The organism is Bacteroides sp. HF-4919 (assembly GCF_018860125.1).
Window position 1 is genome coordinate 99355 of record NZ_JAHKNF010000009.1, and the last position, 21835, is coordinate 121189.

Consider the following 21835-nt stretch of genomic DNA (forward strand, 5'->3'; position numbering starts at 1 on the left):
TTATGTTATAATTAAGTTTTGAGTTAACTGATTTGTTCGCTGGTCTTTCCGAATCTGCGTTCGCGTCTCTGGTAGTCACAGATAGCCTTGTGCAATTCTTCTTCCTTAAAGTCTGGCCAGAAGGTTTCACAAAAATAAAGCTCCGAATAAGCACATTGCCAAAGTAGATAGTTGCTTAAACGAATCTCTCCGCCTGTACGGATTAAGAGGTCCGGATCGGGCATGAAATTGGTTGTCAGATGCGTCTGGATGCTTTCCGAAGTAATTTCTTCAGGAGTCATTTCTCCTTTCTGAACCAATGTGGCAATCTGCCGTGCGGCCTCGGTTATTTCCCATCTGGCAGAATAACTGAGGGCAAGTACCAGACACATTCCTGTGTTTTTGGAAGTACGTTCGACACAGGCATTCAAGCGCTTCCGTACATTTTCGGGTAGTTTGTTGATGTCTCCGATGATACGGAAACTTATATTGTTTTTCATAAATGTTTCCTCTTCGATAGAGTCGAATAGGAGGCTCATCAATGCAGCGACTTCGTCCGATGGCCGGTTCCAGTTTTCGGTTGAAAAGGTATATAAGGTAAGGAATTTGACTCCTAACCTGGCTGCCTCTTCAGTGATGATATGCACAGTTTCGGCTCCGGCCTGATGTCCAAAACTACGTTCGCGTCCGCGTTGTTTGGCCCATCGTCCGTTACCGTCCATGATAATGGCTACATGCTTAGGTATCCGGTTTAAATCTATTTGTTCTTTATAGGACATTTCTTTAATTATTTGTTCTGTCTGGCAAAACCAAATTTATTAAGTCGTCCACGCCATACTTCGTTGGCATCGCCGTTACTCCATATTACCCAGATAAAGTTATCTTTGTCCACTACAGTAGAGTAGTTGTTCCCTCTGTCTTTGAATTCAGTCGGTAAGAAGATTTTCTTATCGGCTTTATACCAGGCAAGTCCTGCTTCCGATGTGTAGATCGTTTCGAACTTTCCTCCGAATGTCCAGAAAGCGTTGCCATAATAGAAGAAAGACGGTTTGTCGAGCTTCGGACAATAGGCAGTGGTCGATGACGTTTTTAAAGGAATCCAAAGTAAACCGTCCTGTGAACTCCAGGCCACCGAAGTTGTATCGCTTGCATTGCGATTATTGCCCATTACGGCTATTGTCTGTATTCCTGTAGCATTGAGATAAGACGTTGCTGACAAATTATCCAGCGGGAAGTCAGAACCGACTTCTTCTGAACTGATATTCCATGCGGTTGCTTCAGGATTGCTTATCGCAAATGTAGATTGACTACCATTATTAATAATACCGGCAATTCCGGAGATATCCAGCAGATTGCCCTCATTCTTGGGGAAAGGAGCGATCAGCATCTCTACTTTACCGTTTTTATTCAAATCGGTTGCAAGACTCCATGATGCCCCATCTGAAGAAACATATACTTTCTCACCGTTTGTGGCATACAATTTTTCACCAAAAGCTATGAGGGAAGAGAGTTTTATGTTTTCCGGAAGCCCGGTAACAGATACCTGTGCCCAACTTCTTCCTTTGTTGATTACGTCTCCTGATGATTTGTAGGCAGTAGTGTTTGCTGTATACACAAGAATGTCTTCACCCAGAATTACGGACTTCTGATACCCACTGTAGTTAGCAAAGTTATCTGTCATTTTAGTCCAGTTCATGGAGTCCGGATCCTGTCGGTGTACGCGCACTGAAATGGTGTACTCTTTGGTATATTGCATATCCGCGGCCCATACCTTTATTCTCATGGGCTTTTCCATAGTGCCCCTGAAGTCAATAGAGTCGGAGTAATTAAACAAGGTGTCTTGACCCTCTGCGTTTTTAGCCGTGATTATTCCGGACGCTGTGGTCAATGTCTTTATAAGAATACGGTCAATAATTGTATCGGAGCCCACAGGCAGTGAATCCTGGTTATAAATAAGTCCAACTCCGTCAGGTCCAAATTGATCTATTGTAAATTTATAGTTTACCCCATGTACGGTATCAAGTGCAAATGCATGTATGGTAGCATCCGGGCTGTATTCAATTTCTTCAGTGTCAAGGCACGAAGTAACGGCAAACGATACAAGGAAGAAACTTACAATTACTGATAAAAACTTTATTCTCATTTGAAAGATTGTGTTTATTTACAAGTTGCAAAAATAGGAACATTTTTCTCTATATTGAACATTGAAGGGAAGTTTTATATAAAATTATAGATAATCTGCTCGATTTTGTCGATATAAAACTCCCTGAATGCTGCGAATTTAGGTATTTCTCTTTAAGTAATGCCTGAAGGTTGTAGCGAAATGTTTTTCTTCTGAATAACTAATTTTATCGCTTATTTCAGGTGCTTTAACACCGGAATAAAGCCGTTTGTCGCTTCTTTCTATAATAATTTCATCCCATATTCCGGAGCAGATAAATGATTCCAGCAATATCTTGCCTCCTTCGACCATCAAGGATTGTAGATTACGCTGATAGAGGGTTGCCAGTATTTGTGGCAGAATATCTGTTTGATAGTCCAAGGGGATATATTCCAGATTCTTTTTACCGGGGCGGTGGCATTCCGTAAAAATGAGTGTAGGCACGCTACCATCCAAAAGGTGTGAAGTCTGAGGAAGCGAATGATTACGGTCCAGAGCTATGCGTACCGGGTTATGTCCGTACCAGTGACGTACAGTTAATGCCGGATCGTCTAATAATGCTGTTCGGGTACCTACCATAATAGCATCCGATTCTGCTCTTTTTTTATGTACCAACATGGAAGTGAGGGGAGTGGATAATAGCACAGGATGTCCTTCTGTACGCTCTAAGTCGATGAAGCCATCAGCCGATTCTGCCCATTTTAAAACAATATAAGGGCGATGAAGGGTGTGGAAGGTGATGAATTTCTGTATAAGTTCGCGGCACTCCTTTTCCAGGACTCCCACTATGACCTCACGTCCGGCATTCCGTAATTTTTGGATGCCTTTACCCGCAACTTTGGAAAATGGGTCCTGGCAACCGATTACGATTTTGGGAATTTGCTTTTCTATGATTAGGTCAGCACAGGGAGGTGTCTTTCCATGATGGGAACAAGGCTCAAGGCTTACGTATATAGTACTGCGTTTCAGTAAAGAGGGGTCTTTAACAGAACGGATAGCGTTGACTTCGGCATGGGCTTCTCCACAACGGACATGATAACCTTCGCCGATGATTTGTTCATCACATACGATGACGGCCCCCACCATTGGGTTGGGAGATACGTTGCAAAGACCGTTTCTTGCCAATTGGATGCAACGTCTCATGTATTTTTCTTCTTCCATCTTTTAGGCTTATAGCTATATTATTTGTATTTTTGCACCCCAAAATAATGAGAATGAACTGCGTCACCACTTATATCCGCCAGTCTTTACACCATATTTATCCACCGGGAGAACTCAGGAGCCTCACAAAAATGATTTGTTGTGATCTGCTGGGGCAGGATGCTATTGACTATTATTTGGGCAAAGATATAATTTTATCTGCAAACGAACAGCGTGATTTAGAAAGCATTGTTGAACGGTTGAAGAAAAACGAGCCAATTCAGTATATTCAGGGAAGGGCAAATTTCTACGGATCCATGTTCCGGGTAGCTCCGGGAGTCTTGATCCCTCGTCCCGAAACTGAAGAACTGGTGGATTTAATAGTAAAAGAGTCTGCTACAGGTGTCCGTCTGCTTGATATAGGAACCGGAAGTGGGTGTATTGCTATAAGTTTGTCTAAGCATATTCCTGGAGTGGAGGTTACGGCGTGGGATGTGTCGGAAAATGCACTTGCCATTGCCAGGCAAAACAATCAGGAACTGAAAACTAAAGTGAATTTTGAGAAAGTGGATGTCTTTTCTACGGAGTTTTCTGGAGACAGACGATATGATATTATTGTAAGTAACCCTCCTTATGTGACAGAGAGCGAAAAACATGAAATGGAACCTAACGTCTTGGATTGGGAGCCCGGTCTGGCTCTGTTTGTTCCGGATAATGATCCTTTATTATTTTACCGGCGTATTGCCTCTTTGGGGAGAGAGATGCTAAGTCTGCATGGTAAACTCTATTTTGAGATAAATCGGGCGTATGGTGAAGAAGTTTTGCAAATGCTTGGCGGAAAGGGATATAGAGACCTTCGTTTGATAAAAGACATATCGGGTAATGATCGAATTGTAACTGCTAAACGATGAATATAATAACAGAAGAAGATGCGTTAAACCGCATGGCTGGCTATTGCTCTGCAGCCGAGCATTGTAAAGCTGAAGTGAGTGAAAAACTACAGAAGTGGGGCTTGCCTTATGAAGCGGTCAATCGGATTATTGATCGGCTTGTGGTTGAGAAGTTTATAGATGAAGAACGTTACTGTAGGGCATTTGTCAATGATAAGTTTCGTTTTGCCAAATGGGGTAAAATGAAGATTGCTCAAGCACTTTACATGAAAAAGATATCTCGTGAAGTGTCTTATAAATACCTGAATGACATTGATCAGGAAGAGTATCTTGCTATTTTGGGAGATTTGATGGCTGCTAAACGTAAAAGTATACACGCCAAAGATGAATTCGAGTTGAATGGGAAGTTGATCCGTTTTGCCATGAGCAGAGGATTTGAAATGGATGATATCCGCCGTTGTGTGCAAGTGGAAGAAGAGTAAGTGACAAATAACAAAAAAATAATACGGCTTCTTCTTTTTAGTCTCGTTCCATTTCCGTATTTTTGCATCCTGTAATTATCATAGTTAGTTTAGTTATGAAAAATTTAGAGAGATTATTCGCCGAGAAGTTGTTGAAGATTAAAGCTATTAAGCTTCAACCGGCAAATCCGTTTACATGGGCTTCCGGATGGAAATCACCGTTTTACTGCGACAACCGTAAAACCCTTTCTTATCCTTCTCTTCGTAGTTTTGTTAAGTTCGAAATTACACGTCTGATTCTGGAACGTTTCGGACAGGTAGATGCCATTGCCGGAGTTGCAACAGGTGCTATTCCTCAAGGTGCTTTGGTAGCTGATGCATTGAATCTTCCGTTCGTGTATGTCCGTTCTACCCCTAAAGACCATGGCTTGGAGAATCTTATCGAAGGCGAACTTCGTCCGGGTATGAAAGTCGTTGTAGTAGAAGATTTAATCTCTACCGGTGGAAGCAGTTTGAAAGCCGTAGAGGCTATCCGTCGGGATGGTTGTGAAGTAATTGGTATGGTAGCTGCCTATACTTACGGATTCCCGGTTGCCGAACAGGCTTTTAAAGATGCTAAAGTACCTTTGGTAACGTTGACTAATTATGAAGCAGTGTTGGATGTTGCATTGCGTACCGGTTACATTGAAGAAGAAGATATTGCAACGTTAAACGAATGGCGCAAGGATCCAGCTCATTGGGAAACCGGAAAATAAGACTGATTTTTTTGATGATTAAAATATAGAAAGAAGGGCCATTCGGACAGAGTTTGTTCGGATTGTTCTTCTTTTTTCTTTATAAGTAAGATAGAATAAGATGACTAAATTTGAGAGTAGTGTCAAGGTAATACCTTATAGCCAGGAACGTGTGTACGATAAACTTGCGGACCTTAGTAACCTGGAATCCATAAAAGACCGTTTACCACAAGACAAAGTGAAAGATATGAGTTTTGATACGGATACACTTAGTTTCAATGTAGATCCGGTGGGACAGCTAACCCTTAAGATTATTGAACGTGAGCCCTGTAAGTGTATTAAATTTGAGACGATTAATTCTCCTCTGCCTTTTAATATGTGGATTCAGATTGTATCTTCAGCCGATGAAGAATGTAAACTTAAAATAACCATTGGGTTGGATATTAATCCATTTATGAAAGCAATGGTACAGAAGCCTTTACAGGAAGGACTGGAGAAGATGGCTGATATGTTATCCATGATACAATATTAAAGAATATGGCACAGAAACTTTGGGAGAAATCTGTTGAGGTAAACAAGGATATAGAACGCTTTACCGTTGGTCGTGACCGTGAGATGGATCTTTATCTTGCTAAACATGATGTACTTGGTTCAATGGCACATATCACTATGCTTGAGAGCATAGGTTTATTGACAAAAGATGAATTATCTTTATTGTTAGCCGAATTGAAAGATATTTATGTTTCTGCCGAGAAAGGTGAGTTTGTAATAGAAGAAGGAGTTGAGGACGTTCACTCTCAGGTGGAGTTGATGTTGACTCGTCGGTTGGGAGATGTGGGTAAGAAAATTCATAGTGGTCGTTCACGTAATGACCAAGTATTACTTGACTTAAAGCTTTTTACCCGCACACAGATAAAAGAAGTGGCAGAGGCGGTGGAGCAACTCTTTCATGTTTTAATTCGTCAGAGTGAACAATATAAAGATGTATTAATGCCCGGGTATACTCATTTGCAGATTGCGATGCCCTCGTCATTTGGCCTTTGGTTCGGGGCATATGCCGAAAGTTTGGTGGACGATATGCTCTTTTTGCAAGCTGCATTTAGGATGTGTAACCGTAATCCTTTGGGATCGGCTGCGGGATATGGTTCTTCATTTCCTTTGAATCGTACGATGACTACCCAGTTGCTTGGTTTTGACTCTTTGAACTATAATGTAGTTTATGCTCAAATGGGACGTGGCAAGATGGAGCGTAACGTCGCTTTTGCACTGGCAACAATTGCAGGAACCATTTCAAAATTGGCTTTCGATGCCTGTATGTTCAATAGCCAGAATTTTGGTTTTGTGAAACTGCCGGATGAATGTACTACCGGTTCCAGTATCATGCCGCATAAGAAGAATCCGGATGTGTTTGAATTAACACGAGCTAAATGTAATAAGTTGCAATCTCTCCCACAGCAAATTATGATGATTGCCAATAACCTGCCTTCCGGATATTTTCGTGATCTGCAAATTATCAAGGAGGTTTTCTTGCCGGCTTTTCAAGAACTGAAAGATTGCTTGCAGATGACTACATACATCATGAATGAAATTAAGGTGAATGAACATATTCTTGATGATGATAAATATCTTTTTATCTTTAGTGTAGAAGAAGTGAATCGCCTTGCACGTGAAGGTATGCCTTTTCGGGATGCTTATAAAAAAGTAGGCTTGGATATTGAAGCTGGTAACTTCTCGCATAATAAGAAGGTGCATCATACTCATGAAGGGAGTATTGGTAATCTTTGTAATGATGAGATATCCGCTTTGATGCAAAATGTAGTGGAAGGCTTTAATTTCTACAGCATGGAACAGGCTGAAAAGACCTTGTTAGGGCGTGTTTGATAGATTATTGCTATGTGAAGATAACTTCTATCTTTACATAGCTTTTATGATAAAAATAGTTTTCCGTTTCTTTGAGAATTTTTTCTTTGGAAAAAGTTTGGCAGAAAGCAGGAAACTACTTATCTTTGCACCCGTTGAAAAAACGCGGAAATAGCTCAGTTGGTAGAGCATAACCTTGCCAAGGTTAGGGTCGCGAGTTCGAGTCTCGTTTTCCGCTCTCTTTGAAAGGATGCTCGAATGGTGGAATGGTAGACACGAAGGACTTAAAATCCTTTGGCCATTGCGGCTGTGCGGGTTCAAGTCCCGCTTCGAGTACTATAGTTGCATCCTAAAAAGCTCCATAAGTAATGAACTTATGGAGCTTTTACTTTATTCATGGAGATGTTATCTATATGCCGTTTAGTTATGCAATAAGGATAACATTCGCATGCATTGATGGACAGTTCTCTCTATGTTGCTGCAGGTCCTTGATTTTTCCATAGCTTGCTCTTGAGAAACCGGACCTTCTACAATAGGATATACAGCCAGAAAACCTGCATTATTCAGCAATTCGGTTTCATCCACACATCCGGCAATACCAATTACAGGAATATTTTTTCGTTGGGCTGCTTTGAGAACTCCCATAGGGGCTTTTCCCATTATAGTTTGGGCATCCATTTTCCCTTCGCCTGTAATCACAAGATCGGCTCCTTGTAGTTTTTCATTAAAATGGAGAGCATCCAATACAGTATCAATTCCCCGGGATAACCGAGCGTTGAAGAAGGCTATAAAAGCGCCACCCATGCCTCCGGCTGCTCCTGCTCCAGGGGTAGCATCAATATCCTTATATAGGGTTTGGGCAATCAACTGTGCAAAATGCTTCAGTCCTGTGTCTAATATGCGTATTTGTTTTGCATCGGCTCCTTTTGGGGAAGCAAAAATAAATGCGGCTCCTTGTGGTCCGGAAAATGGGTTGTTTACATCGCATGCGATGGTGAATGTACACTTTGCCAGTTTATCTTCCGGGAAATCGTTGCTATCAATCATCTCTATCTTTTGAAGTATTTCTCCTCCATACCCTAATAAATTCCCGGCTATATCCCGGAACTTCATGCCTAATGCCTGCAACATTCCCGTGCCTGCATCATTGGTGGCACTACCTCCGATTCCTATCAGAAATTTCCTGCAACCGTGTTCCAAGGCATCCTGTATTAATTCGCCTGTACCATAAGTGGTTGTTTTCATCGGATTTCTCAGATGGGGTTCAATCAATGTCAGTCCACTCGCGGCTGCCATTTCGATGACAGCAGTTTCTCCATCTCCCAAAACGCCATACCGGGCTTCTATTAACCGCATTAATGGATCGTGTACGTGACATGAATGTATCCGCCCATTTGTTGCACTGACCAGTGCTTCAATTGTTCCTTCTCCGCCGTCCGCTATAGGGAGTTTTATGATTTCGCATTTCGGAAATACTTTTCGAATACCTTTTTCACATGATACAGCTACCTCTGCGGATGACAGGGAACCCTTAAACGAGTCGGATGCAATGATTATCTTTTTCATGCTTGGAGAAAATTGTTTTTATTTAGAAGATGTGATAATAATCATAAGAAGCGTTGAAAATAAAAAGCCGGAATGTAACACGAATCATTCCGGCTTTTGTCCCTAATCAAACCTAATCTAACAAACCTATGAAGCTATTCTGTTGCTGATAACCCGCATTGCTGCAGTGTAATATTCACAGGGTACAGAAAGCAGTATGCAATCTATTCCTTTGTCCTTCATCACCACTTCGATAGATGCAGCCTTTAGAAGGGTTCTCACACTTGCCACTTCCCATGGGCTACCAGCGAATACTTCAACCTGAGAAATCTTTCTACTTACTACCATTTGCTTTTTAGTTATTAAATGAATATGTTGCAAATATAGCAGGTTGTTTTCTTTCAGAAGAGCAATTTTAGTTCATATTATAGCACTTATGTTGCAAACGTTTGCTGATTTGTTGGTTTGATCAATTTTTTATGTACGAATTTTGTATAATTGGGCTATTTCTCATCATTCTTACGGATTTCCACCCGCCGGATTTTGCCACTGATAGTTTTGGGTAATTCATCTACAAATTCAATGACACGTGGATACTTATAAGGAGCCGTTACTTTTTTCACATGGTTCTGGAGTTCTTTTATCAATTCTTCACCTGCACGTTCTTTATAATCTTTTGCCAGCACAATAGTTGCTTTTACCACTTGCCCTCGAATTTCATCGGGTACACCAGTGATGGCACACTCCACTACAGCAGGGTGAGTCATCAGCGCACTTTCTACTTCAAACGGTCCGATACGGTAACCGGAGCTTTTTATTACGTCATCGGCACGCCCTACAAACCAAAGATAGCCGTCTTCATCTTTCCAGGCCACATCACCTGTATAATAGATGCCGTCATGCCATGCTTCGTGTGTACGCGCAGAGTCGCGATAATACTCTTTGAACAGTCCCAACGGTTTACCGTTAGTAGTCCGAATAACAATCTGTCCTTGTTCGCCAGCCTCTACCGAACGGCCTTCATAGTCTATCAGGTCAACATCATATTGGGGGTTAGGGACTCCCATGCTTCCCGGTTTCGGTTCCATCCAGGGGAAGGTGGCAACCGTTAGTGTTGTTTCCGTTTGGCCGAACCCTTCCATCAGTTTGATGCCTGTCAGTTTCTTAAATGTATCGAATACTGCCGGATTTAATGCTTCACCGGCAATCGTGCAATATTCCAAGGAAGAAAGATCGTATTTGGTCAGATCTTCGTGAATCAGAAAACGGAAGATTGTGGGAGGGGCACAAAGTGAAGTAACATGGTAGTTTTGTATTTTCTCCAATATGTCGGCTGGAGTAAACTTCTCGTGGTCGTAGACGAAAACATTAGCTCCGGCTATCCATTGTCCGTACAGCTTTCCCCATACAGCTTTTCCCCAACCTGTATCAGCGATGGTGAGATGAAGGCTGTTCTCTTTCAGATTGTGCCAGAAACTACCGGTGACAATATGTCCCAACGGATAGGTGAAATCATGTGCAACCATTTTGGGCTCACCGGTCGTTCCGCTGGTGAAGTACATCAAAGAGATATCATCGTTGGAGTTGGGATGTTCCGGTTTAGCGAAAGGGGCTGCATCTTTAATGCCTTGATGAAAATCTTCGAATCCTTCTGCTATTTCAGGGCCAACACTTACCAAATGTTTCACTGTAGGAGAGTCCGGCATGGCATCTATGATATGTTTAGTAATAACCTCTTCTCCGGCTGCTACGATCATCTTTATATCGGCTGCATTGCAGCGATATACAATGTCTTTCTTGGTTAGCAGGTGGGTGGCAGGGATAACAACGGCTCCCAGCTTATGCAAAGCGATGATGCTGAACCAAAATTCGTAACGTCGTTTCAATATCAGCATGACCATATCACCATGTCCGATGCCCAGACTTTGAAAGTAGGATGCTGTCTGATCTGTATATTGTTTTATATCCGCAAAAGAGAACTGGCGTTGTTCACCTTTGTCATTGGTCCATAACAAAGCCGGTTTGTCTGGCTGTTCAGCAGCCCAGGCATCTACTATATCGTATCCGAAGTTGAAGTTTTCCGGAACATTTATCTTTAAGTTCTTGACAAAATCTTCCTGTGAACTGAAGGAAGTTTTCGATAAAAATCTATCTATCATTTTCTTCATTTAAATAATTACATGATTACTGCCAGAAAACGCACTGTTTTTCCATCCAGTGCTTTCATTCCATGGGGCAGTTTTGAGTTGAAGTACAAGCTGTCTCCTTCGTTTAGTATCAGGTCTTTTCCATCTATGCTGATCATCATGCGACCTTCAAGTACCAAGTTGAACTCCTGGCCGCCATGGCTATTATAGTGTATCGGTTCGTTGTCCGGTTTTGGTTCGACAGTTACGATAAACGGGTCGGCGTTTCGGTTCATAAAGCCCGCCGCTAATGATTGGTATTTATACGCCTTTGTACGTTCTATACTGGTTCCTTTACCTGCACGTGTCAGGAAATAGCTGCTCATCTTAGGCTCTTCTCCGAACATCAGAGCATCAAGAGCTATGCCGTATTTACGTGCGATTTTTTGCAGCATACTTACTGAGATGTCGTAATCTCCGGTTTCTGCAAGACGATATTCTTCCGCTGAAATCTCACAATCACGGGCGATGTCTTCAGCTGTCAGTTCAAGTACGTCACGTAGTCCACGCAGACGTTCTGCTATTTGTTTAATTTGGTCGTCCATATAAATTTAGTGTTTAGTGATTAATGTTTTTGTTTTTTGTGATTAAAATTAGATAATCACTATCTTGATGCTTTCATTGCTTTAATAATGGCAGAGGTAAATCCATTATGCTCTAACTCATTGATACCTTTGATTGTAATTCCGCCGGGAGTAGTCACTTTGTCAATCTCTACACTCGGATGGGTATCGTTGTTCAGTATCAGTTCGGCAGCCCCTTTTACAGATTGCGCAATCATATCCATGGCATCCGACGGGCGGATTCCCATTTCAATACCTGCTTGCATAGCAGCCTGAATATATTTCAGTACATAAGCAATGCCACAAGAGGTTAGAGCAGTAGCTGCTTCCAGCTTGTCCTCAGGCAAAATCATAGCCATCCCCATCTCACTGAAGAGGTTGACCATCAGTGTTTCCAGATCGTGTCCGGCATTTCGTGAAGCTATCAGTGTCATACTTTGTAGTTCGCTGATAGCTGTATTGGGGACAATACGGAACATGGGCATCTCTGGTTCAACGACATCATGCGCCAATTGTTCGAAGCTGATTCCGGCTGCAACGGAAACGAGAATCTGTTTGCTTTTTAGTTTCATTTCGCGGAGCACACTTCTGATTAGCCAGGGTTTTACGGTCAAAATCACAATATCAGCACCGATAGCAGCTTCTGCATTATTGCGAGTGGTAGTGATAGAAGGGAATTCTTTTTTCAACGCTTCCAGTTTTCCGGCACTGGGGTTGGACACTATAATATCGGAAGCCGAGATCAGCTTGCCTTTTGCCAGTCCGCAGGCAATGGAGCCTCCCATATTTCCTGCACCAATGATAGCTACTTTCATATTTTATAATTATTTAGTCTGTTTCTGACAAAGGTATAAGTAAAAAGTGAAAATACGAGCAAACGTGGCAGGTATTTTCACTTTTTCACTTTCCTTATAAGGATGCTGATTATTAACCGAGTACTTTTCTTAGCCGGACAAGGAATTCATCGGCTTCTGCCTTGCTGAGGCAGAGAGGAGGTAGCAAACGGATTACATTCGTACCACTGGCACCGGTAAATACTTTTTGTTCGTGAATCAGGCGGTTGCGGATTTCCTTTACCGGTTGGTCGAACTCCATTCCGATCATAAGTCCGCATCCGCGAACTTCTTTGATTTCTCTGAATTTTTTCAATTCTTCTAACAGATAGGTACCGATGTCGGCTGCATTTTCTACCAACTTTTCCTGTTCAATGACATCCATTACTGCCAGTGCAGCGGAGCAAGCCAGATGATTGCCACCAAAAGTAGTCCCGAGCATGCCATATACCGGTGTGAATATCGGGCTGATCAGTACCCCTGCCATTGGAAATCCGTTTCCAATGCCTTTGGCAACAGTGATTATGTCAGGTTTGATTCCGGCATACTGGTGGGCAAAGAATTTGCCACTACGTCCGTAACCGCTTTGTATCTCGTCCAAGATCAGGATTGTGCCGTTGTCAGTGCAGGCTTTACGGAGTTCCTGCAGGAATTCGGTTGTTGGTATTTTGATACCGCCTACTCCTTGTATGCCTTCAATAATGACAGCACAAACATCTCCTTTTGCCAGTTCGGCTTTCATCGTCTCCGTATCGTTTAGCGGAAGGTAGGTTATATGCCCGTTGGCATTGATCGGAGCTATAATCTTAGGATTATCTGTAGCTTCTACCGCCAGCGAAGTACGCCCGTGAAAAGCTTTGCCGAAAGATATTACTTTGGTCCGTCCGTTATGGAACGAGGCCAATTTCAGTGCATTTTCATTTGCTTCGGCACCACTGTTGATCAGGAATAGGGAGTAATCTTCATATCCGGATAGTTTTCCAAGACGTTCGGCTACCTGTTGCTGTAACTTGTTGATTACAGAATTTGAATAGAAGCCCAGTGTTGCCACTTGCTTGCTAATCATGTCAACATAATGCGGGTGAGCATGTCCGATCGAGATGACAGCATGTCCTCCGTAGAGATCCAGATATTCCGTGCCGTTTTCATCCCAAACGTGACAACCTTTTCCTTTTACTATGTTTATATCAAAAAGGGGATATACGTCAAATAGGTTCATTGCTTTTTAGAATGCAGAGGGTTTAAGGCGCAGGCCTACCGTCTCCTCCAGATTAAACATCAGGTTCATGTTATGGACTGCCTGCCCGGATGCACCTTTCAACAGATTGTCAATACAAGAAATGATCAATAGTTTATCACCGTGTTTTTCCAGGTGAATCAGACATTTATTGGTATTTACTACCTGTTTCAGGTCTATGTTTTTGTCTACGATGTGTACAAACGAGTCTTTGGAATAATATTCCTCATACATGCGTACAATTTCCTCTAATGCTACCTTTGTTTTTACGACTAAAGTAGCAAAAATACCGCGGGGAAAATCACCCCGGTAAGGGATGAAGTCAATTTCTGAATCAAAACTATTCTGTAATTGTTTCAGTGATTGCCTGATTTCGGGAACGTGTTGGTGTTCAAAAGCTTTGTACACGCTCATATTATTGTTTCGCCAACTGAAATGACTGGTGGCTCCAGGTTTTACTCCTGCTCCTGTGCTTCCTGTAATAGCGTTTACCATTACATCTCCGTTTAGCATCAGATGTTTTGCCAATGGAAGTAATCCTAATTGGATACAAGTAGCAAAGCATCCCGGATTGGCTACATGTTTTGCTGTGCAGGTTGCACGGCGATTTAATTCCGGCAGGCCATAAATAAAGTCATGATCCGGTGAAGCAATGCGGTAGTCCATTGATAAATCAATGATTTTCAGATCCTCCGGAATGTTGTGACTTTCTATAAATTTCTTTGTATCTCCATGGGCGGTACAGAAGAAAAGCACATCGATGTCTTCTAACGGGAGTTCGTCGGTAAAGACCAGATCGCACTCTCCGTAAAGTCCTTCATGCACATCGGTAATTTTGTTTCCGGCATTACTGGTACTGTTAACGAATATGATTTCGGTTTCGGGATGGTTGATAAGCAGGCGGATAAGTTCGCCTGCCGTGTATCCTGCTCCGCCAATTATTCCTGCTTTTATCATACTTCTTCGTCTTTATGGTTAGCATAGTAAACACGTAGCGGGGTAGAAGTTACTTTGATGAAGCCTTTAGCGTCTTCGGCTGTCCAACCCTTTTGCATTTCTCCATATTCACCAAATTTGGTTTTTACCAGATCGTCTTGTGACTCTACACCAACGGTGGAGAATGACAAGGGGCGGAGTTCAAGGATTGCAGTACCGTTTACATTGCGCTGAGATTCCTGTAGCATTGCTTCAATATCACGCATTACCGGTTCCAGATACTGGCTTTCGTGAAGGAACATGCCATACCAGTTGGCTACTTGGTCTTTCCAATATTGTTGCCATTTGCTCAGCGTATATTTTTCGAGGAACCGGTGTGCGCCGATGATAAGCATCGGGGCAGCTGCTTCAAATCCAACACGTCCCTTAATGCCGATGATGGTATCTCCTACGTGCATATCACGACCAATACCGTAAGCTGCACCTATTTCTTCCACCTTCTGGATGGCTGCAATCTTGTCTTCAAAGACTTCACCGTTTACAGCATGAAGCTCACCGTTTTTAAATTCAAGACGCAGTAGTTCGCTACCTTCTTTGGTGACTTGTTTCAGATAAGCTGTTTCGGGCAATCCCTGTGCGCTGTCCAGAATTTCTCCTCCACAGATGGAAGTACCCCATAATCCGACGTTATAAGAGTATTTCAGCTTCGTAAAGTCGGCTTCGAAACCATTTTTGTTCAGGTAATCGATTTCCTCCTGACGACTTAGGACCATATCACGAGTCAGCGTAATGATTTCTACACCTGGAGTCATGACAAGGAAAGTCATGTCAAAGCGAATCTGGTCGTTTCCTGCTCCGGTAGAACCATGTGCAATGGCTTCTGCACCAATCTCCTTGGCATAACGTGCAATGGCCAGTGCCTGGAAGATGCGTTCGGAGCTAACAGAAATCGGGTAAGTGCCATTACGCAGTACGTTGCCGAATATCATGTATTTCAAACTCTTTTCGTAGTATTCCTGAGTGACATCGAGGGTGACATATTTCACAGCACCCAGTTTGTAGGCATTCTCTTCGTTCTGCTTCAGTTGTTCTTCGCTGAAACCGCCTGTGTTGGCGCATGCAGCGTACACTTCATATCCTTTTTCCTTAGCCAGGTACATTACAGTGAACGAGGTATCGAGACCTCCGCTGAATGCAACCACTACTTTCTTTTTCTGTTCCATAGTGCTGTATTTTTTAAATGTTATTTCTTTCTTGTTCCTTTTTAATGTTATGCGGATCTGCCGGATCATATAGCATGGCGGTGCAAATACAGAATTTACGATTCTTTGCCACCAGGATTTCATGGTTAGTGCAACCTTCACATCCTTTCCAGAAAGCTTCGTCATCGGTCAGTTCATTAAATGTGACCGGTACATATCCCAGTTCCGTGTTCATTTTCATCACGGCCGCACCACTGGTCAAACTGAATATTTTAGCTCTCGGCCATCGTAAACGAGCCAACTGAAAAGAGGCCTGTTTGATACGTTTGGCCAATCCTAATCCCCGGAAGTCGGGATGTACAATCAATCCCGATGTAGCAACGTATTGTTTGTTTCCCCATGATTCAATATAAGTAAATCCGGCAAACACATCTCCACTGAGGGCTATGATTGCTTTTCCTTCTTTCATTTTGGTGGCTACGTACTCATGTGTACGTTCTGCTATTCCGGTTCCGCGTACTTTTGCTGCGTTTCTGATTGTCTCCAAAATAGTGTCAACGTAAACCTCATGCGAGGCGTCGGCTACCATAACATCTATTTGTTGAGTGTCCATTTTTGATTTAGTGTAGAGTATAATTGTTGTTAGTTAGTTGATATTCGGAATAATGAGAGACAAGAAACTTCGTACGGCAGTGGGAGTCACTCCTTCGCGCAGCACCAGCATGATGGTATCGTCTCCGGCAATCGTTCCCAGAATGGTATCCGACTCACGGTTATCAATGTCGTAAGCCATGCTGCTCGCGTATCCGGGGCGGGTTTTGATTACTGCAATATTTCCGGAGAACTGAAGGGAGATGAATCCGTTATTCATTAACATTTCACTGGCACTTTGGTCGCCAACCCGTTTGTACATGATGTCATTGGGCAATACATATACATATTTGCCATTCATGCTGGCAGCTTTGGCTACTTTCAGTTGTTTCAGGTCACGTGAAAGAGTGGCTTGTGTCAGTTCGAATCCTTCCTGTCCTAATTCTTGCAAGAGTTCTTCTTGTGAACCTACTTCTTTACTGGAGATAATCATTTTTATGGCATCTAACCGGTTTGCTTTCTTCTTCATCTTGTATAATTATTCTAAGAATGGCGCAAAAGTATGCAATAATTTGGAAATAGTATGCATAAAAGGCTGTTTTTTTACTCTTTTTATACATAAACATAGCATGTGTTGTAGAAATATGCAGAAATAGTAGCATGAATATATCTATGCTTGAATGGTTATGTAGTTTTTATGAATTGCTGAATTCTGATTAGAAGCGATATATAAATAAGGTGAAGATATATTTCTATGGAATCAGAACTGATTGGGAGGTGGATAGTTGTATGGAAAGGAAGATTAGGAAAACTGTTGTTTTTAATATAATTCAATTATTCCTTTAAAAAAACAGACAAGCCGCTCAATTTGAACGGCTTGTCTATGCGAATGTCGGAATGAGGCGACTCGAACGCCCGACCCCTACGTCCCGAACGTAGTGCGCTACCAACTGCGCTACATTCCGCTATCTGCAAAGTGGTGCCACCAGGAATCGAACCGGGGACACAAGGATTTTCAGTCCTTTGCTCTACCAACTGAGCTATGGCACCTTTGTGATTGCGGGTGCAAAGATAGGTATAATTTTTAATACTGCAATAGTTTGGCAAAGAAAATATAAAATATTTGCTCAAACGAGGTGAAGAGCATCTTTCTCTTCCGGACTTTAAGATGGATATAATATACATTTCTGATGAAAATGACATTAATTGATACGTTTCTATACATAGGACAGGGCGTTAATTGGGGACATAACTTGCCATCTGTATTATTAGGAGGAAAGTTTTTTTTAAATGTAGTCATTTTTAGTAAAATAAAGGTTTACTCTTCCTTTGACATCCTGAATGGTTTCTCCAAAGAAATAAGAGGTTGTATCCGGTAGAATTTAGATTAAATCTCCGGATACAACCTCTTTCATTCAGGTAGATAGATATTTCCTTTTAACTTTACTTTTGCGGAGTGTCCTTATCAGAAGGAGCAGAACCTGCTGACGGTGCAGAAGTAGTATTGGTAGAAGTGTTAGCACCGCTTACAGCCGGACCGGATACTGTTGCAGTAACGGGAGCTGCTTGTGGTTTGGCTTGTGCTTCCCAGTGGAAGGGTTCAAAAGTACTGTTGGGGTCGGCCCATGATGGTTTCTTTGCTGCGTAGATGATGAACGGAGCAATCACTACGATCAGTGCGCCGATGATCAATACTGAGAACCATACAGTGTTGCTGCCGGTAGAGATTTGGCTGGGCGGAATGAAGCTGAGGATGAATGCCAGCAATGAGCCAAGGAAGCCCAGGCCGCCTACAATCCACATTAAACTATTACCCTTCTTACCGATACGGAACGGACGGTTGGCCTTCTTCATGTTATAGCGCAGATAGATGGCGCCGGAGAACATAAGCAAGTACATCACCAGATAAAGAATAACTGTCAACTGTGACAAAATCTGATAGAAACTCTGTACGGAAGGCATAACCACAAACAAAAGGCTCAATACGGTAACAGCACCACCCTGAACGAACAGAATGTTTTTCTGTACACCCAGTTTGTTGGTCTTCTGGAAGAACGGGGGCATATAACCGGCCTTACCTACGGCAAAGATACCTTTTGACGGACCGGCAACCCATGTCAATACACCTGCCAACACACCAAATGCAAGGGCGATGGCGATGATTGGTGATAACCAGGAGGCATGGATATATCTGAAGTAATTATCGAAACCTACAAGTAAACTCTGTGTCAGGTTAATGTCTTTTGCCGGGATGATGATACCCAGTGAGAAAGTTCCTAAAACGAAGATAATAACTGTGATCAAAGCACCGATGAATACGGCCTTAGGATAGTTCTTTGAAGGGTTTTGCATGTCTTTCACATGAATGCCGCCCATCTCCATTCCGGCATAAAACAAGAAGATACTGGCAGCCAGTACAACATTATCAAAGTTTGTGAGATCCGGGAAAAAACTGCTGTGGAAATCCAAATTGGAATGTCCTCCTGTTGCTAAATAAGCGATGCCGAGAATAATTAAAAGAGCTGCAGGAATAATAGTTCCTACAAGTCCGCCAACTTTCGCTACTTTACCAACCCATCCCATACCCTTGAGAGAGATGAATGTGGCTAACCAATAGATGATTAAAACAACGATTAAGGTGTAAATCTTATTGCTGGCTAACGTCATATCGTGTGCGTCATTCGTTCCGATAAAAGCTATGGAAACAGCACCAAAGGTGAGCACTGTAGGATACCAGATGGTACTTTCAATCCATTGTAACCAGATGGCAAGGAATCCTAATTTTTTTCCGTATGCTTCGCCTACCCAACGGAACACACCACCTTGTTTGTCTTGGAACATGGCAGCCAATTCCGCCGCAACGAGTGATGTCGGAATAAGGAATACGATAGCTGCGAAAAGATAATAGAAGGCCGAACTCATTCCATATACGGCCTCGGCAGGAAGTCCACGTAGGGATACTACTGCCGTTACGTTCATGATCGCCAGGGTGAATACCCCTAGTTTCACTGCTTGTTTAATATTTGCCATAAGTTAAGGTTTTAAGTGAAAAATATTTTTAAGTCAGTGTCTATAACAACGTTTAACGTAAGATGTTTCAGTTTACTAACGTCAAACTTGGTTAATTAACATCGGCCAAGAGTGAGAAAACCGGTTTTTCTCCTGATCTTGATTCGATATCAAACAAATCGTGTATGACTCTTGTTCCTTTTGCATAATTAAAAATAACCCATAAAATATCAGTGCTTATGAAAATGGCTCTTTCTGATTTTTCTTTACGGAAGAAAGGGATCTACGGCATTCTGCATGTCATCATCCTGCTGCTTTCTCTTTTTCTGGTCATCAGTATTTCGATTGATACATTCAAGGGCATCCCTTTTTATACTCAGTCGGTATATATGAAAGTCCAGTTGTGGATTTGTGTCTTGTTCCTGTTCGACTTTATTCTCGAATTGTTTCTTTCGAAAAACAAATGGCACTATCTCAGTACACACTTCATTTTCCTGCTGGTGGCGATACCCTACCAGAATATTATATCGTATATGGGATGGACTTTCTCTCCCGAAGTGACTTATATGATTCGTTTCGTTCCCTTAGTACGGGGGGGGTATGCGATGGCCATTGTGGTAGGTTGGCTCACTTATAATAAGGCTTCCGGTCTGTTTGTCTCTTATTTGACTATGCTGCTTGCCACTGTCTATTTTTCCAGTCTGGCTTTCTTTGTGCTTGAGCATAAAGTCAACCCGCTGGTGACCGGTTACGGAGATGCGCTCTGGTGGGCATTTATGGATGTGACTACGGTTGGTTCCAACATCATTGCCGTCACCGTGACGGGACGTGTACTCTCGGTGCTGCTGGCTGCACTGGGTATGATGATGTTCCCGATTTTTACTGTTTATGTCACTAGTCTGATTCAGAAGAAGAATAAAGAGAAAGAAGAATATTACAAGCAGTTGGAGGCGGCCGATGACAGTAAACAAAAGTAAGGCTTTTCAGCTCTCTGTCCCGCAGGGACGGGAGTTGATATAGAGAAAGGGAAATAGCTCTATTCGGAGAATGCGTCATTGGAGTGCGTACCCTATGGGCGGGCATCTGTCACGTCGAATGCCGGTTCCGTTTACATACCGGGGTAAATGCTTTTACGTACCGGGGTAAATGGCTTTACATACCGAGGTAAATGCTTTTACATACCGAGGTAAATGCTTTTACATGCCGGGGTAAATGGTTTTACATAGAAAGGGGAAATTCAGGTAAATATAATCTGTTGGTTATCAGTGTTACTGAGGCGGTCGCCCAACTCTATGTTTTCCGGATAAAACTAAAAATACTGCCCATCCGCATATGGCAGACAGGCAGTATTCCAACTAATTAAACTTTGTATGATGTCATCAATTTATATGCTTGTTCAGCTCGTGCCATTTATTGATTTCCGGAAGGATACCCATAGCTATCACTTCATCACGCAGTTTGCATAAGTGAGCGTAGCTCTCTTCCATTTCTTTCTGCTCTTCAGGAGTACCTTGTACTTCTTTATAGCTAACGCCTTCTTTGGTGATGGAAGTTTCCATTGCCATCAGGATGTGGTCGAACTTCTTGTCAGATACATAAGTGCCTGCCGGCCAGCGGAAAGGTTGTCCGCCCATGGCTGCCGCAATCATTTCGATAGACAGATAAGCCGGGCTTTGGAATGAAGAGCGTCCGCGCAGATCAATGATGTGTTTTCCACCTTGAATAACGCGTACTTTCAGATCTTCCCAATCCTGCATAGGCATGCGTGGAGTATCGATGATCTTGGTCAGCGCTTCACCTTGTACTTTAGTGGTAGAAGCAAATACGGCCATCTGTTCTCCGTGCCCGCCATATGTACGGCAGTTTACAATTTCGGATGCGGGGATATGGAGGTACTTCACCAGTTCGTTTTGCAGGCGGGTGCTGTCCAGAGCGGCCAGTGTGGATACCTGTGACGGTTTCAAGCCGGCATAGAGCAGTACAATCAGTCCGGTGATATCGGCAGGATTGAACACTACGACCACATGTTTCACATCCGGGCAATACTGGCGGATATCTTTACCAAACTGGGCTGCGATTTCTGCGTTACCTTTCAACAAGTCTTCACGGGTCATGCCTGCTTTACGGGCAGCACCACCGGATGACACAATGTATTTGGCTCCCGACAAAGCTTCTTTGATATCTGAAGTGTAGGTCAGGTTTACCCCCTCGAACGCGCAGTGATACAACTCTTCGGCCACACCTTCCAAAGCGGGTGCATAGGGGTCGTACAGGCAGATGTTCGGAGTCAGTTTCATCATTAAGGCAGTCTGTGCCATGTTAGAGCCAATCATTCCGGCAGCTCCTACAATCGTAAGTTTTTCGTTGGTTAAGAATTCCATAATTTATATCTTTTTTAATTCGACAATTGCTTTGTTTTTTTGTTTCCGATGCAAAGATAACTTGTTTATGTGCAGGTTGTTTATCGAAAAAAGTTTTGCGCTATAATGAAAAGTTATCATTTGCCAA

At 42.6% G+C, this 21835-nt stretch carries 21 protein-coding genes and 4 tRNA genes; 8 read left to right on the forward strand and 17 right to left on the reverse strand.

The window, feature by feature from the left end; translation table 11 throughout:
* Positions 1-23: 23 nt before the first annotated feature.
* The 3 genes from KO473_RS15905 to ribD all read right to left on the reverse strand — a co-directional run bounded on the left by KO473_RS15905 (position 24) and on the right by ribD (position 3301).
* Positions 24-758, reverse strand: a complete 735-nt coding sequence (locus KO473_RS15905; protein WP_005778944.1) for an isoprenyl transferase — start codon at positions 756-758, stop codon at positions 24-26.
* 8 nt (positions 759-766) lie between these two features.
* On the reverse strand, positions 767-2122 hold the full coding sequence (locus tag KO473_RS15910) for a DUF6242 domain-containing protein (protein WP_122130402.1): 1356 nt from the start codon (positions 2120-2122) through the stop codon (positions 767-769).
* Positions 2123-2260: 138 nt separating this feature from the next.
* The gene (ribD, locus tag KO473_RS15915; RefSeq protein WP_005778940.1) at positions 2261-3301 is read right to left on the reverse strand and encodes a bifunctional diaminohydroxyphosphoribosylaminopyrimidine deaminase/5-amino-6-(5-phosphoribosylamino)uracil reductase RibD; all 1041 of its coding nucleotides are present in this window, start codon (positions 3299-3301) and stop codon (positions 2261-2263) included.
* A gap of 53 nt (positions 3302-3354) precedes the next feature.
* On the opposite strand from ribD, the gene prmC reads away from it, so the two are divergent.
* The 7 genes from prmC (at position 3355) to KO473_RS15950 (ending at position 7561) form a co-directional block, all read left to right on the forward strand.
* Positions 3355-4191 carry a peptide chain release factor N(5)-glutamine methyltransferase gene (gene prmC, locus KO473_RS15920; protein WP_005822981.1) on the forward strand — a complete coding sequence of 279 codons (837 nt, stop codon included), beginning with the start codon at positions 3355-3357 and terminating at the stop codon, positions 4189-4191.
* Positions 4188-4652 carry a regulatory protein RecX gene (locus tag KO473_RS15925; protein ID WP_005778936.1) on the forward strand — a complete coding sequence of 155 codons (465 nt, stop codon included), beginning with the start codon at positions 4188-4190 and terminating at the stop codon, positions 4650-4652. Before prmC ends, KO473_RS15925 begins: the two co-directional genes overlap by 4 nt.
* A 95-nt stretch (positions 4653-4747) precedes the next feature.
* Complete coding sequence (pyrE, locus tag KO473_RS15930; RefSeq protein WP_005810767.1) at positions 4748-5386, forward strand: orotate phosphoribosyltransferase; 639 nt, start codon at positions 4748-4750, stop codon at positions 5384-5386.
* A 100-nt stretch (positions 5387-5486) separates the two neighbouring features.
* Positions 5487-5897 carry an SRPBCC family protein gene (locus KO473_RS15935; RefSeq protein WP_005778931.1) on the forward strand — a complete coding sequence of 137 codons (411 nt, stop codon included), beginning with the start codon at positions 5487-5489 and terminating at the stop codon, positions 5895-5897.
* Between the two features lie 5 nt (positions 5898-5902).
* A complete protein-coding gene (argH, locus tag KO473_RS15940) occupies positions 5903-7246 on the forward strand; it encodes an argininosuccinate lyase (RefSeq protein WP_005822983.1) in 1344 nt (447 codons plus the stop codon).
* A 144-nt stretch (positions 7247-7390) separates the two neighbouring features.
* A tRNA-Gly gene (locus tag KO473_RS15945) sits at positions 7391-7463 on the forward strand.
* Between the two features lie 14 nt (positions 7464-7477).
* Positions 7478-7561, forward strand: a tRNA-Leu gene (locus KO473_RS15950).
* An 84-nt stretch (positions 7562-7645) separates the two neighbouring features.
* On the opposite strand, the gene KO473_RS15955 is transcribed toward KO473_RS15950, so the two are convergent.
* The 13 genes from KO473_RS15955 to gadC form a co-directional block, all read right to left on the reverse strand.
* Complete coding sequence (locus KO473_RS15955; protein WP_122130401.1) at positions 7646-8791, reverse strand: glycerate kinase; 1146 nt, start codon at positions 8789-8791, stop codon at positions 7646-7648.
* A gap of 126 nt (positions 8792-8917) precedes the next feature.
* Positions 8918-9118 carry a DUF2007-related protein gene (locus tag KO473_RS15960; RefSeq protein WP_005778894.1) on the reverse strand — a complete coding sequence of 67 codons (201 nt, stop codon included), beginning with the start codon at positions 9116-9118 and terminating at the stop codon, positions 8918-8920.
* Between the two features lie 155 nt (positions 9119-9273).
* Positions 9274-10929, reverse strand: coding sequence for an AMP-binding protein (locus tag KO473_RS15965; protein ID WP_005822987.1), 1656 nt, complete (start codon positions 10927-10929; stop codon positions 9274-9276).
* Between the two features lie 17 nt (positions 10930-10946).
* Complete coding sequence (locus tag KO473_RS15970) at positions 10947-11501, reverse strand: helix-turn-helix domain-containing protein (protein ID WP_005778890.1); 555 nt, start codon at positions 11499-11501, stop codon at positions 10947-10949.
* Positions 11502-11560: 59 nt separating this feature from the next.
* Entirely contained in the window at positions 11561-12334 is a 774-nt protein-coding gene (proC, locus tag KO473_RS15975) for a pyrroline-5-carboxylate reductase (protein ID WP_005810731.1), read from the reverse strand.
* Positions 12335-12446: 112 nt separating this feature from the next.
* Positions 12447-13571, reverse strand: a complete 1125-nt coding sequence (locus tag KO473_RS15980; RefSeq protein WP_032542905.1) for an aspartate aminotransferase family protein — start codon at positions 13569-13571, stop codon at positions 12447-12449.
* 6 nt (positions 13572-13577) lie between these two features.
* The gene (gene argC / locus KO473_RS15985; protein ID WP_005778883.1) at positions 13578-14546 is read right to left on the reverse strand and encodes an N-acetyl-gamma-glutamyl-phosphate reductase; all 969 of its coding nucleotides are present in this window, start codon (positions 14544-14546) and stop codon (positions 13578-13580) included.
* Positions 14543-15748 carry an argininosuccinate synthase gene (locus KO473_RS15990; RefSeq protein WP_122130400.1) on the reverse strand — a complete coding sequence of 402 codons (1206 nt, stop codon included), beginning with the start codon at positions 15746-15748 and terminating at the stop codon, positions 14543-14545. Before KO473_RS15990 ends, argC begins: the two co-directional genes overlap by 4 nt.
* Before the next feature lie 13 nt (positions 15749-15761).
* Complete coding sequence (locus tag KO473_RS15995; RefSeq protein ID WP_005778879.1) at positions 15762-16340, reverse strand: GNAT family N-acetyltransferase; 579 nt, start codon at positions 16338-16340, stop codon at positions 15762-15764.
* Positions 16341-16373: 33 nt separating this feature from the next.
* A complete protein-coding gene (locus KO473_RS16000; protein WP_005778877.1) occupies positions 16374-16847 on the reverse strand; it encodes an arginine repressor in 474 nt (157 codons plus the stop codon).
* A 363-nt stretch (positions 16848-17210) separates the two neighbouring features.
* Positions 17211-17283 (reverse strand) — tRNA-Pro (locus KO473_RS16005).
* Positions 17284-17295: 12 nt separating this feature from the next.
* Positions 17296-17368: transfer RNA gene (locus KO473_RS16010), tRNA-Phe, on the reverse strand.
* Positions 17369-17761: 393 nt separating this feature from the next.
* Entirely contained in the window at positions 17762-19348 is a 1587-nt protein-coding gene (gene gadC, locus KO473_RS16015) for a putative glutamine/gamma-aminobutyrate antiporter GadC (protein WP_122130399.1), read from the reverse strand.
* Positions 19349-19566: 218 nt separating this feature from the next.
* Here gadC and KO473_RS16020 point away from each other — a divergent pair, with 218 nt between their 5' ends.
* Positions 19567-20304, forward strand: a complete 738-nt coding sequence (locus KO473_RS16020) for a potassium channel family protein (RefSeq protein WP_005810725.1) — start codon at positions 19567-19569, stop codon at positions 20302-20304.
* A gap of 402 nt (positions 20305-20706) precedes the next feature.
* Here KO473_RS16020 and KO473_RS16025 read toward each other — a convergent pair whose 3' ends face one another.
* Positions 20707-21708 carry a malate dehydrogenase gene (locus KO473_RS16025; RefSeq protein WP_005778865.1) on the reverse strand — a complete coding sequence of 334 codons (1002 nt, stop codon included), beginning with the start codon at positions 21706-21708 and terminating at the stop codon, positions 20707-20709.
* Between the last annotated feature and the right edge of the window lie 127 nt (positions 21709-21835).